The organism is Planococcus sp. YIM B11945 (genome assembly GCF_050864155.1).
In the GTDB taxonomy this organism is placed as follows: domain Bacteria; phylum Bacillota; class Bacilli; order Bacillales_A; family Planococcaceae; genus Planococcus.
In genome coordinates, this window is sequence record NZ_JBOZWR010000003.1 from 576,736 (window position 1) to 590,533 (window position 13,798).

Annotated in this window: 6 protein-coding genes; 2 read left to right on the forward strand and 4 right to left on the reverse strand. The window is 43.6% G+C overall.

What is annotated here, in order from left to right; translation table 11 throughout:
• Position 1 precedes the first annotated feature (1 nt).
• Together ACRRQV_RS07325 and ACRRQV_RS07330 are read left to right on the forward strand one after the other, a co-directional pair.
• A complete protein-coding gene (locus tag ACRRQV_RS07325; RefSeq protein WP_432529207.1) occupies positions 2 to 1,462 on the forward strand; it encodes an O-antigen ligase family protein in 1,461 nt (486 codons plus the stop codon).
• The gene (locus ACRRQV_RS07330) at positions 1,459 to 2,466 is read left to right on the forward strand and encodes a GNAT family N-acetyltransferase (RefSeq protein ID WP_432529209.1); all 1,008 of its coding nucleotides are present in this window, start codon (positions 1,459 to 1,461) and stop codon (positions 2,464 to 2,466) included. The genes ACRRQV_RS07325 and ACRRQV_RS07330 overlap by 4 nt, the downstream gene beginning before the upstream one ends.
• Positions 2,467 to 2,834: 368 nt before the next feature.
• On the opposite strand, the gene ACRRQV_RS07335 is transcribed toward ACRRQV_RS07330, so the two are convergent.
• From ACRRQV_RS07335 to ACRRQV_RS07350, 4 genes are all read right to left on the reverse strand, one after another.
• The gene (locus ACRRQV_RS07335) at positions 2,835 to 5,339 is read right to left on the reverse strand and encodes a cell wall-binding repeat-containing protein (RefSeq protein ID WP_432529211.1); all 2,505 of its coding nucleotides are present in this window, start codon (positions 5,337 to 5,339) and stop codon (positions 2,835 to 2,837) included.
• Between the two features lie 281 nt (positions 5,340 to 5,620).
• On the reverse strand, positions 5,621 to 10,291 hold the full coding sequence (locus ACRRQV_RS07340; RefSeq protein ID WP_432529213.1) for a cell wall-binding repeat-containing protein: 4,671 nt from the start codon (positions 10,289 to 10,291) through the stop codon (positions 5,621 to 5,623).
• A 356-nt stretch (positions 10,292 to 10,647) separates the two neighbouring features.
• The gene (locus ACRRQV_RS07345; RefSeq protein ID WP_432529215.1) at positions 10,648 to 11,391 is read right to left on the reverse strand and encodes a hypothetical protein; all 744 of its coding nucleotides are present in this window, start codon (positions 11,389 to 11,391) and stop codon (positions 10,648 to 10,650) included.
• A 13-nt stretch (positions 11,392 to 11,404) separates the two neighbouring features.
• On the reverse strand, positions 11,405 to 13,678 hold the full coding sequence (locus ACRRQV_RS07350; RefSeq protein ID WP_432529217.1) for an N-acetylmuramoyl-L-alanine amidase: 2,274 nt from the start codon (positions 13,676 to 13,678) through the stop codon (positions 11,405 to 11,407).
• Between the last annotated feature and the right edge of the window lie 120 nt (positions 13,679 to 13,798).

Genomic DNA, 13,798 nt, shown 5'->3' on the forward strand with positions numbered 1-13,798 from the left:
TATGAATCTTTTTAAACAAACAAATGAAAAATGGTTTTGGCTAGTGGCATTGCTGGCCTTTATGGTAATTGGCTATACTGAAATCAGGATACTCGGTTATGTATTGACGCTCGCTTTGTTCGTCTATGCGTTTTTAAATCCGAAAAAAGGGATTTTAATGCTGTTTGTCTACATCCCGATCCGCGTTTTTGTCATCGAATACAATCCAGGGCTGCAATTTGTCACCGACGCTATCGTTTTTGGTGCGTTGTTCAAGGTGTTCTGGATGAACCGAAAATCACTCAAATCGCTGTTCCAATTCAAACTGTTCGAATACGCCTTTTTCGCATTCTTGTTAATCGGCGCTGTTTCCGCACTATGGATGGGAGTCAGCCCAGTCAACATTATTCAGCAATTGCGGGCGTTTACGATTTTCTACCTCGTTTATTACATCGTATACCGCTTAAACATTACGCGGGTCGACCTCGTCAACTTGGTATGGATTTTTGTTTGGACGACTATTTTGATTATCATCCAAGCAATTACTGAAAAACTGTCCATCCGCAATCTGTTCTTGCCGGAAAGCTGGCAAGCCTTGCCGCTTTCGGCGAAAAACCGCGTACGCATTTACGGCATGCTCGGCAACCCGAACGTGCTTGGCATATACTTGCTGTTCGCCTTTGTGCTATTTTACACAGCCAAAAAGAAACTGACGGAATTCAGCGGCCGCTCTATGGACATTTTGAACTTTTTCGCCATCGCGATTTTGGTCTTGACCTATTCCCGCGGCACATGGATTGGCTTTTTCATCGCCGCTGTGGCGTTTGTCGTCTTGACCCGTAAATGGCTCATTGCGCTGGACTTTGTAAAATACTTGGCAGTAGCGCTCGTCATTATCGTTTTGCCGATCAACCTGTTGACCAATTACATTGAAAGCACCGATGCCGGCACCCAACAAGTGACCAACATCCAGCAGTTTGACGTTGGCGGCCAGTCCGGATTCGCCGACCGCATCGGCAGCACGTTCAGCCAAGAAACCGTAACCGGCAGCCAAAGCTCCGGCCGCTTGTACATCGTCAAAAAAGGATTTGAAGTGTTCATGGATTACCCGATCATCGGCACCGGTTTCGCTACTTTCGGCGATTCCACAACGCTGTCCAAATCATCGCCAATTTACCCGCAATACGAAATCGGACGCAATTTCTATTCCGATAACCAATATATCCAGATCATCGTTCAAACCGGTGTGCTCGGCGTACTCGCTTTCGCGTTGTTTTTGTTGTCGATTTTGTTCAGATTTGTGAAAAAACATAAAGAAAGCTACCTGTACACCATCACCGCCAGCATCTTGCTCGGCGCGTACTTTATGGGGATTATCTACAACCTATGGGAATCCGATATTTTCACGCTGTCGTTCTTTGCTTTATTGGCGGTAGCCTCCAGACGAGAGGATTTAGTTAAAAAAGGCGGCGACCTTTTATGATCCGCACGTACCAAGACGGCGATGCGGAAGCCATTAATGCGCTTTATCAGCGGGTTTTTGGAAAAACCCGCAGCCTCGTCGAATGGCAATGGAAGTTCGAACAATTTTCTTACGGCGCTCCGGTCATCGTCGTCGCGGAACTTGACGGCCACCTTGTCGGACATGCGGCGTGCTTGAAAATCCCGGCACGCCGCCAGGGCCAGCCCGTTCTCCTCGGCGAACGCGTCGACATCATGGTCGATCCCGCTTACCAAGGCCGCGGCATCTACAAAGCAATCGTGTCGCGCATGCTCGAAGAATGCCAGTTGCAACGGATTGATGTTCTTTACGGCTTCCCTGCCCAAAAAGCGAAAGACGTCTTCATCGCCGTGTCAAAAGGCGCGGACCTCGGCAATGTGCCTCGGTTTTTGGCCATCAATAAACCCGGTGCCTTGATTGCGTCGAAACTTCCAGCGCTGTCGATTTTGAATAAACCAGTCAATGCCGTTTATTCCCTTTTTCAAAACTTGAAAAGCAGCTATTCCGTGCGGGAAATCGGTTCTGCTGATTTAGATGTGATTGATCGCTTGTACGAGCGCTTTTCCGGCCAGTACCCGCTTCACGCGGTGCGCGGCGCAGATTACATCAAACGCCGCTTTTTGATGCACCCCAGCAAGGATTATCAAGTGTGCGTGATTGAGCGTAGTGGTGACTCTGCTGCATTTGTGGTGCTTCATACCGAAAAGCAAAAAGGCGTCGCGTTTACGACGGTTGTAGACATTTGGGGAGCAAACGAAGAAAAGGCGCTCGCTGACATGCTTCGCGCAGTTCGTGCATTCGCTAGCGGCGATGCGCTGAATTGCTGGGCGATTGACGGCAGTTTCCGATATCAGGCGTTGAAACAAGCTGGCTTCCGCCACATCAACAGCCCGATGCCGTTCGTCATTAAAACTTTAGACGACAATATAGCCGCTGGAAGCATGTCTGATTGGCATGTGTCCCAATCAGACGTCGATTCCTATTAGAAAAAGCCGAAGCGCAGTGGGCGCTTCGGCTTTTTTCATTTATTGGCTGTCCAAGAAAGTTAAAAATGCTAAAAAAGACATCTCCTCTTGCAGAAATCACTTTTGAATTCCTAGTTTTTGGCGATACTTTCTGTTTTGGGCAAAATACTTTCCATTTCGGCCTAAATACTTTCCGTTTTAGCACAAATACTTTCCAATTCGGAGCAAATACTTTCTTTTAGCCTTTTTTCCCATCAAACACGATCCATACGCGTCTGCTTTTTTCATTTACTATCCGGAATCAACGAAATATTGTCCGCAAGGTTAAAAACGCTAAAAAAGAGGCCACCTCGCTATATAGCGGTATGGCCCCAGCTTCTTTTATTTTATTATTGGTGCAATTCTTTTACGACTTTTGGTGAAACAGCTTTTGTTCCGCCTGTTGTGAATGTTGTCCAGTAGTCGTAAGCCAATTCATCGACTTCTGCAGAGACTGAGTTTTGTTTAACTAATAGCATTGGCGCTTCATAATGCGCTGCCAAGCTGCTGCCTGTCAATGCATCCGCAAAGCCAGTGCCGTTTGAGGCAAAGCCAACTGCTGCGTCTTCAAACAAGGTTGCTGCAACGACTGCAGATGTTTCGTAGCGGTTTGCGCCGCTTAAACGGTCTGCATCTGGAAGTGATTCTTCAACCGCTTCAGATACGGCTACGGTTCCACCGATAATTAGTGTTGAGTCAATATCTTCAAGCGCTTTTTCTGTAGCTGCCGGGATTTTGTCTGTTCTTGTCAACAAAATTGGAAGTTCGTTCATCGCTGCAAATGAGCTTGCAGACAATGCATCCGGGAAGTTTAATCCGTTTACAACGATTGCTCCCGATTCAGATGACCCTAAACGGAATGCAATTTTTTGAGCCGTTTCGTAACGGTCTTTTCCGCCGATGCGCTCAATTTTTTGGCTTCCGACTAAGGTATCTTTAATTTCATCTGCTACTTCTTTAGAAAGGGCCCCTGTGCCGCCAAGGATGATCGCTTTTTCAGCGCCAAGACGTTTCAGTTCTTCTTTAACTCCTGCATCCAATTTGTTTGAACGCGTCAAAAGAACTGGAGCGTCTTCTTTATAAGCAAGTGGTGTAGCTGTCAATGCATCAGCAAATTGGTCGCCGCGTGCAATGACTACTGTTTTTGATGATTTCCAGCCTTCTTTAGAGACCGCGATTGCTGTTTCGTAGCGGCTGTCGCCAGAGAAGCGAACTTGTGTAATGCGCCCTTCGTCTTCAGGTGCTACTTCTTTAAGGTTGCTGATGTGGTCAATGAACATTTCATAATCGATCGTGCCCGGCTCACTTACGCGCCCATCTTCATACGCTTTTTGGAAAGACGTGTGGAAGTCTCCGCCTTTAGCAGTAAATGTGTTTGTCGCCACTTTGTACATTTTAGTATCTTCAATTGGCGTCAATTCTTCGCCATTGTCTAAGTAAGCCGTCAAGACACGTTCGCCAGCTGGCGCTTTTCCGTCAAAGTTGTAGAACAACCCAGAAACGTGCAAGAATCCGCCACTTTCTGCTGGATATGATTTTACGCTGATTTCAAGAGCTTCTTTAATTTCAGCTCCAGTCAAGTTCATGATGGCAAGCGAGTTGCCGAATGGCATAACCGTCAATACTTCGCCGACCGTGATTTCTCCTTCATCGATTCCAGCGCGAATCCCGCCGCCGTTTGTAACCGCGATAACTGTTTCAGGATCGATTTTTTTCGCTCCAGCCAACATGCCGTCCGTGATTAAGTTGCCTAGGTTTGTTTCGCTTTGGCGTACGCCGCCTTCATTTCTGCCGCCATTAAGTGCAACGGATGCCGTTGCGCCTGTTGGCTGATTTTTCAAGCCAGCAATTTTTTCAGCATAAGGAGCCAGCTTGTCAGCCGCTTCTTTATTAGCTTCTGCCATAGCAACTTCGTGAAGTTGGCGAGCATAAGAAGTGATTACTCCTTCATCGTTAAATGTTAGGTCCAATTCACCTAAGAATTTGCTGTATTGTTCAGCTTGTACAATTACCGTATTTCCGATTTTAGCTTTGTCTTCTGTTAACGGCACGCCTTCTTTATCTTTTTCAGGATCCGTTATTTTCGTGTGCGTATGTCCGCCTACAATAACATCGATTTCAGGAACCGCTTTTGCCAATTCTTGGTCATTGTCGATTTCTTTGTTGTCATCATAGCCTAAATGAGAAAGAGCGATGATTTTGTTGACGTCCTGCTTTTCAAAATACTCGACTGCTTCTTCTGCAGCTTCGATGTAATCAGTGAAGGCTACATCTTTCGGGCTTGAAATCGAAGCAGTTTCTTCCGTAGTCAAACCAAAAATTCCGACCTTTTCCCCGTCGATTTCTTTGATCATCCCGTTAAAGATTTCGCCGCTCTCTGCTGCAGCTGTGTATTCATCGTTTTGAAGGCTAGCTATATTTGCATCTTTTGAAAAATCAACGTTTGCCGAAACGAATGGGAATTTCGCCCCTTTAATAAATTCGCTTAACGCCTTATGGCCATCGGCATTAGCGCCAAGATCAAATTCGTGGTTTCCGAAAGTCATGGCATCGTATTTCATCAAATTCATAAAATCAAGGTCTGCCTGTCCTTGGAATTCGTTAAAGTAAAGCGTCCCAGAAAAAACATCCCCTGCGTCCAAAAGAAGATTATTTGGGTTCGTGGTACGAATTTGGTTTACTAGTGTAACTCGTTTTGCAACACTGTCAAGATTCGCATGTGTATCGTTTGTGTGCATGATCGTTAAATTAAAATCTCCTGCAGCGTTCGTTGTTTCCGCAGCTGTTTCGTGAACTCCTACCATTGTTAACGTTAAAGCAGCAGCCATTACGCTTGAAAAAATCTTCTTCGGCATTGTACACCATCCCATTGTGTTTTTTTATTGGTTGCGCTTTCCTACTGGAGACCAATTCGAAAGCAATTGTTACTTTAGACCCACTTGAACCATGAAGCAGTAAATATGTGGAAATAAATGATAAAAAATTGAAAACGTTTCCTTATTTATTCTATCATTATCCTTCTTTTTGAACAATATGAATTATGTTAAGTTTTACTTTATTCTATTAATAGAGAGTATTGGCCGGATGGCAAAAGAAAAGGCAAAGCGCCATTTTGCGCTTTGCCTCTTTTTCGTTCTTATTTGTCTTTCAAGTAGTCGTTAAGTTCTTGTACAACTTTATCTGATACTGCCATTGTTCCACCGATAACTTTCGCATACTCAACATGGTGGTCTTGCAGGTATTCACCCAATTCAGGTGTAATTGATTTTCCTACTAAGAACACGCCCGTTTCGTGGCGAGAAGCTAATGGTCCGCCAGCAAGAGCATCGGCATAAGATGTGCCAGTTGCCACGTAAACTCTATCCGTATCTTTTCCGAAGTATTTAGCTACTTCTAGAGAAGTATCGTAGCGAGTATCTCCGCTGATGCGGTAAGCATTCGGCAAGCTGTCAGCAACGGTTTTGCCAACTGCAGATGTACCACCGATCACTAGGCTGCGGTTCGTTTGAAGTTTAACCAATGCTGCTTTTGTAGCATTCGGCAATGTGTTTTCACGAGTCAACAAGATCGGAAGCCCCTCAGATCCAGCATAGCTTGCTACGCTCAATGCATCTGGGAAGTTCTCGCCGCTTACGATGATTGCAGAATCCGCTTTACCGAATTTCTCAGAAATCTTCGCTGCCGTTTCAAAACGATCTTTACCGCTGATTCGTTCAACCGTAATTCCATCAGATTTCAATTGTTTGATAACAGCGTCAGAAATCGCTCCAGTTCCACCAAGAACATAAACTTTCTCAGCTTTCAAACGTTTGATTTCATCGTATGTTGATCCAGGCAATTTGCTTGTGCGTGAAAGCAATAATGGAGCATCGTATTTCTTAGCTAAAGGAACACCCGCCAATGCATCGGCATAGTTATCTCCGCGTGCAAGAACTACTACTTTAGAAGTTTCCCAACCTTCTTTGCTCAACTCCACAGCAGTTTCATAACGGTCAGATCCTTTAACGCGTTCTACGCGAAGATCGTTTACAGAACGTTCAATTTTCACTTCTTTCGTCACTTTGTGGCCAGCGCCATCTACAGCAACAAGTGTGAATGTGTTAACGCCTGGCTCCAAATCAACATTTGCTGTAACAGTTTTCGCGATTGGATTAGGAATTTTCACTTCATCATAAACGTCTTGGTTGTAAAGAACGTCGCCATCAAGCGTCAATTTAACCAAGTTAAAGTTATCTTTAACTGTTACGTCAAATGAAACTGATTTTTTGTCGTTGTCTACAACTTTAGGAGCTGTTGTTCCAATAGTTGGGTTCGTCAAGTCAACAAAGACCGGACGTGCGATTTCAGAAACATTGCCGTTTACGTCAGTCGCTTTGATCTTAATGTCATGGCGGCCTTCACCTGAAACTTCAACAACTGTATTGAAAACAAAGTCTTTTTCTCCAGTTCCTTCAGTAAAATCAACTGGTTTTCCGTTTACTGTCAATGAAGCCAATAATTCTTCATCAATATAACCAGATACCGGAATCTTAGTAGTGCCATACAAGCCTAGTGGAGCTGGGCCCGCATCATCCAAGTAAATAACCGGTTTAGCTGAGTCGTCAATGTTGTTGGCAATCAAACCAGCGTTGTACGCATAATCGACTGCAACTACTTTCACTACATTGACTTGGCTGCCATCTACATCGTAATCAGACAATTTGATTGACTTTTGAGTAGCATCGAATGTTCCTTTGTCTCCGCCTAAACGTTTTCCATCAACATAAACTTCATAATAAGAAGTTCCTACCCCTTCATCAGTAAAGGTTAAGTTTAATGTGTTGGTTTTTTCATCTACTGATACTGTTCCAGTTGGAGCAACTGTGTCGACGTAAACTGGCAATTTCTTGCTTTGCCATTCAGCATCTTCGTAGTCGATTTTTGCTTTGTATTCATATTGATACAAACCATCTTCCACTTTTTCGCCGCCTACTGTTCCGTTCCAAGCACGGTCATCGTTGTAGCTGATGTATGAACCAGTTCCACCATTGTAATAGTTTTTGATGACATTGTTTTCAACGTTGACAGTCGTCAACTCTTTGCCATCTTTATCCAAAATATTTGTTTCGAATTCTTTAGCATTACGCAAGAATGTTGAGATACCGTTGATCTTATCAGACAAGTTATCCCCGTTTGGAGAAATTGGATAAACAAGTTTCCCATCAACTTCTACTAGGTCTAATAAATATTTGCCATCATCAGCGTCTGTTGTAATACCAAGTTGTTTGTAAATGTCGTTATAGAACTTCACTTCGTCTTTTTCTTCAGGTCCGAAAGCATCCAATACTTCTGGTTTGTCCCACTCACCGTAGAAGCCGATGTAAGGAACAACTAGATCCGGCGCAACCGTATCTTCAGCAAGCAGTTTTACAAAACCTTCAACAAATACGTTTTGTTCGATTTTCTTGAACTTCTCTTTGCCGTCTTTATCAACGCCTTGGACTTGTCCTTCGCTGATATCGATTTTAACAGTGAATTCTTGTTTGCCGTTAGCTGGCACCGTCACTGTTGCAGGAGCTGTTACTTTAGCGCCTTTCAAGTCTCCGGATTTCATTTGGTTATAAGTGACAGATCCTGTTTCTGCGAACATATCCGCCAATACAGAAGTGTCTACTTTATAAGTAGCCGCTTTGCCTGTTAAGTTTTCAGCAGTTAAGGTGAACGAGAATGATGAATCAGTAAAGTCTTTGACGTTTACTTTTGCTTCATCCGTTTGCTTTTCAGTAACAATGACTGGCGTATTTACAGCTGAATGAAGCTGCATCATACCAGCGCCTTGGCGGCGTGGAGAAATTGTGTCTCCGCCTTCGCCTGTCGTTACGTCGGCAGTGTTCAACAATAATTTTTTCGCAAGTTTCGTGCGTGCATCAAGTGTGTAGCCTTTAAAACGATCGTCGTTTTTCAAGTACTGCTGAACCAATGCTGCTCCACCAGATACGTGAGGAGCTGCCATTGAAGTTCCGCTCATAACGCCGTATTTGTCGTTTTCTAGAGTCGAGTAGATGTTTCCGCCCGGTGCAGAAAGTTCCGGTTTGAATTCAAGATCCGGAGTTACGCCCCAAGACGTGAAATCAGTTGCGCGCCCTACTTCAGGCCCTTCTTCTTTAGCCGTTTGTTTAACAGCACCGTCAAGTTCATTAGCGCCTAATGCTTTTTCTAAATCAAGTCCGCCTGCGCGTTCAATGTTCATGAACGGAATATCCCAGCCGCCTTGGTCTTTATAGAAGTTCGTGGCAGTTGCTGAGTTGTAAACGATGATTCCGGCTGCGCCAGCCGCTGCAGCATAGTTTGTTTTGTCGATGAATGTATGCTCACCGCGTTCAACTAATACAACTTTGCCTTTAACATCAATTCCTTCATAATCAGCCGGTCCGCCAAGTGCACCCGGTTTTCCAGAAAGGCCTTTCAAGCTTACTACATCAATGTCTTTCAAGTTTGACCAGTCATCTACGCCGTAGCCAGTGACTTTCAAATCGTTGCCGAAGTCAACTTCGTGTGTAAAGTGGTTTACTAAGTTTCCAGTTGCCGCTACCTGGATTGTGTCAGTATTCAATCCCGGAGCGCCGACTACACCGTAATCCGGGTTGTCGTAATGAGCGTTATCGTAGCCGTAGCCGATTGTTCCTGAGTTGCCTGCAGAAACTGAAGCAACGATTCCGTTTGCTACTGCATTTGAAATGGCTTTGTCTTCAGCACTGTCTTCTTCGTAGAATGAAGAAGTCGAGCCCAAGCTCATGTTCAATACATCTGCGCCTAATTTGATTGCATCGTCAATCGCTGCCAAGTAAATGTCAGAGAATGTAGATGGGAAGTTTGTGTCGTTACTGAAAACTTTCATGCCTAGCACTTGAGCTTCAGGAGCCACGCCTTTGATGCCGCCGTTAGCTTCGTCGCCGTTAGCCGCAACTGTACCAGCTACGTGCATACCATGCATAGAAGCGCCTGGTGAGCTGTCGCTGATTTCGTCGTTTTTATCGTAATAGTTATAAGCGTAAGGAACTTTTTCGTTTTGATAAGCGCCTTTTAAGCCGTTAGCAGAAACGATGCTAGATACGCTGTCTTTTGTCAGATCCACTTTTGATGCATCTGTAATGTTAAAATCTTTATGGTCTGGGTCAATTCCTGTGTCGATAACCGCTACGACCATTCCTTCACCTTTCAATTTGCTGTCCGCCCATGCTTGGCGAGACTGGATGAAGTCATGGCTTGTTGTCATATCAGGAGTAACTTCTGGTCTTTCATACTCGTTTGACAAGTAAACGTTTTTAACGTTTGGCAAGTTTTTGATTTTTTCTACTTCGCTATATTTAACGACACCACTGAATCCGTTAAATGTAGTTGTATATTCGTGTTGAGCTTTAAAATCAATATTTTTAGTTGTAATCGTCTTTTTAACCGCAGCTTGTGTGCTGACTAATTGCTTCTCGATTTTTGTTTTATCGGCAGAAGCCAATTCCTTATATTGAACACCTTTTTCAGAAGCTACTTCAACAGCGGATTTTCCTTCTACTTCTACGATAACCCGAACTTCTTTGTTAGGCTCAATTGCCTTTTCTTTAGCAATGTCTGTCTTTTTAGAGCTCTCAAGCTTTTTAATTAACTCCGCTTTTGCATTGGACAACACATTAATTGCACCTAGATCTTTTTCACTATCTTTTGCACTCTGATTTGTGGCAGCACTAGCTGTCATTACGCCGTTGCTCGCAATTAGACTTGTGACCATAGCGACTGATGCGATTTTTTTCCATTTCTTAGAACTATTATGCACTGTATTGCCTCCCAATAGTTTTTTATAGAGAAATAGATACCACATGTTTCCACAATATGTATGATTTCTCCACTATTTAAATAGTATCAATAGTCTTGCAATTGTGTCAATAACTTTTCAAAAAAACTTTTGTATTACATCAATGGATTATTTTTGAAATTTTTTCCGTATAATTAAGGGGATTCTTCTTTTTCTCATGAAATAACGTGTAATAACACTGTTTTATTCTATATTTTCTGATAACTTTAAAACGGTTTATTTTAGTTATAAAGATCTAAAGAAGTTTGTGTGTTTATTTTTCTTTTTTCCCGAAAAAAAAACCGCCTGCATAACTGCAGGCGGTTTTTAATGCACTTTTATTCGTAACTAACGAGTTCCACGACAGAAGTTTGCTCGTTGTCTCCGTTTTTAACCGTTGATGTTTCTTTGACGAAGCCGAGGCCAGGCGCAAAGTATTGAGTAATGGTCGTGACTTGATCGGATGTTTCGGAAGTTGTCACTTGCGAAACAGCGATTACGTCTTCCAATGTGCCAGCCGGCGTTTCAAGTGTTTCGGCAGGCCCGACTACTTGCCATTCGGATGCTTCGTTGTTTTCTTCGTTAATCACGCTAATCGGAGCGCTTGTCGGAACAAGGCCTTCAATCGAAATGTCTTTGATGCCTGAAAGTTCAGCTGTATCGATCAGCATATTCATGCCCGTTTCTGTCCATTCGGTTACTTGAACGGCTTTCATGTCGCCGAACGCCACTTCTTCGAGCACTTTATTGCCTTGTACTTCTTTCACTTCGCGGACCAAATCAAACGAATCCACGGTGAATTTCTTCACCAATCCGGCTTCCGGCATATAAACTTGAATTCCTGAAGGAGTGGTCACTTCCACCTCTTCTGCCGCTTCGGTTTCTTCGATGGATTCTGGATCGATTGTTTCTGGAATAGCGGCTTCAGTTGTTGCCTCTTCTGCCACTGCTTCTTGTTCTTCTACTTCTGCTGTTTCATTGGTTGATCCGTTGACTGCGTCTTGTTTTTCTGCCTCAGGAGCAGCGGTGCCGCAGCCAGCTAATAAAAGAGCAGCGATAAGCACTGCATTCATTTTCTTCATCTTTTCCACCTCTTTATTTTTGCAATCCGTTAATTGTTGTTTTCACGCTATTCGAGATGGTTCCCCCGACATAATTCGTGCGGTTGATCAATTTTTCCGTACTTTGTGTTTTCACCAAGCTCTTAACTGTTTCAGGAATGCTGGCGTCTTTTGTCAAAATGAGCGGAGCTTTGTATTTCGCCGACAAAGCAGACGACACTAAAGCATCCGGGTAGTTGGTTCCGACTGACACAATCAATTCATTGGAAACAAAATCTTCACTGAAATATGAAACAACGGCATTGGATGTATCATAGCGCGTTGCGCCGGACAATCGGACAACATTGTCTTTCCCGACTTTTTTGCCAACTTCTTCTTCAAGCTGCGTCGATACCGCTGTGGTTCCACCGACAATTACAACTTGGTCGCCATAAGCTTTTTGAAGGCTTGCCGGCATTTTATCTTTCACCAGCACGATTGGCCAGTTTTTCACAACACCAACGCTTGCCGCTGTCAGTGCATCTGGGTAGTTGCCGCCTGAAGCGACTAAGGCACCATCAGCATTCGGCATTTTACTGTTGATTTTTTCATTGGTTTCATAACGCGTCGCACCGGATAGGCGTTCAACTTTCATGCCCAATGATTTAATTTTGGTTTCTACATCTGCAGAAAGCGCCACTGTCCCGCCCACCAAAATCACGTGGTTGGCTTTCAAGCGTTTCAATTCTGCTTGAACCGCATCAGATAATTTGTCTTTTTTGTTTAATAAAATCGGCGCATTGCCGTAGTAAGAAGCGAGCGGACCAGCCGACAAAGCATCTGCGTATTCATGGGAAGTTGCGATGACCACTGTCTTTTGTTTTTTCGACGAAGCAAAACCGCTTGGATAAAGATGTTTTGAAACTTCGATTGCCGTCAAAAGGCGATCTTTTGCGTAAATGTCTTTGGCGCTGTACGAGTATTTTGTTTTATTGGCATTTGTGTAAATGGCTTTCTTCGCCCAAACATCGTATACTTCCGAGTTCGGCCAAAGAGCCGCATAGCTTTTCGCTTCTTCGCGGTTGTAAAGTGCGACCATATCGCCTTTGTCTTTTGAACGCACGATAAAGTTTTTCGCTTTGGCATCAGACCAAATAATGAATGCATCTCCACCCGTGATTGAGCTGTCGATCACCGATGCTTTTGCTTGTTTTTTCGCATAGTCAACGGCTTGTTGTTCTTGGTAGAAACGTTTTAGTTCTTTATCGCTGCCATCTTTGACGATGTATTTTTGCGGCAAATAATTAGACCATAATACGGTGCCATCTTTTAAATTGACAACGCGCGTATTTTTCCATTTTTTCGCGTAAGCTGTTGCATCTTTTTCAGTTGCAAACAAATTATCTTTCATTTCAGTTGCAGAGTGATAAACACCGAATGCAAGAGTTGGAAGCGGTGCAGGTTGATTAGTTGGCGGTGGTGTACTGCCGACCACTTCACCCGTTTTCTTGTAGATGACATAGCTGGACTTGACCGATTTCGAGAAGTTCAGCGCATCTGTTTTGGATGAAAATGTTTTTAAAGCTTTGCCTTTTGCGTCATTGACAACATAGACGTTGTAGAATTTGTTGACGCCTTCCGCAACGGCCTTAGCGATTTTTGATTGGAAAGCTGATGTTTTGATCATTGCTTCTTCTGTCGGGTTGGACATATAGCCAACTTCCAAAAGTATAGATGGCATTTGGGCGGATCTTGTAACATACAGGACGCCAGGAACAATTCCTCGCCCTTCTTTCACGCCTTTTGACAATACCGTGCTATGCGTTAAATTTGCAAGGCGTTGACTTTCAGGTGAATAGGCGGTCTGCATAGGGTCTGCCGGATAATTACGATCTGGGTAATTGCTGTTGAAATAATATGTTTCGTATCCTCCGTATGTCGGAGAAGACGTTGCGTTATGATGAACCGAAATAAAGATTGAATTGTCGTTATTTCCGGCTACAAAACCATTCGCAACTTTCATACGTTCTTTTAAGTCTGTGCTAGCTGAAGAACTTGAAAATAGCTTGTCGGTTGAACGGGTCATTTTCACTTGAAAGCCAAGTTTCACTAATTCGTCTCTTAAACGATTAGAAACTTCCAAGTTTGCGTGTTTTTCATAATAACCGGTTCGGTTACCTGAATAACCGACTGTACCTCCATACTTTCCTCCGTGGCCTGGGTCAAGAACGACTGTGGGTTTTGTTGTAGCTGCTTTTACATTTGGAAGGTTTTGGTTAAATACAAGTGCAAATAGCAGTACGAATGCAAGTAGAACTTTTTTCTTCAATCTCAATTCCCCTCTTTCTATCTTTTATACTACAGTGATTTTTTGATGTAAACAAGAGAATATTACCATTTAAGGGAAAAATGAGCCCTTCTAATGAGTTTATCTCATAATTAAAGTGGG

Coding starts and splice junctions, on each gene's coding strand:
- ACRRQV_RS07325 (WP_432529207.1), top strand. CDS start 2: ATGAATCTTTTTAAACAAACAAATGAAAAATGGTTTTGGCTAGTGGCA.
- ACRRQV_RS07330 (WP_432529209.1), top strand. CDS start 1,459: ATGATCCGCACGTACCAAGACGGCGATGCGGAAGCCATTAATGCGCTT.
- ACRRQV_RS07335 (WP_432529211.1), bottom strand. CDS start 5,339: ATGCCGAAGAAGATTTTTTCAAGCGTAATGGCTGCTGCTTTAACGTTA.
- ACRRQV_RS07345 (WP_432529215.1), bottom strand. CDS start 11,391: ATGAAGAAAATGAATGCAGTGCTTATCGCTGCTCTTTTATTAGCTGGC.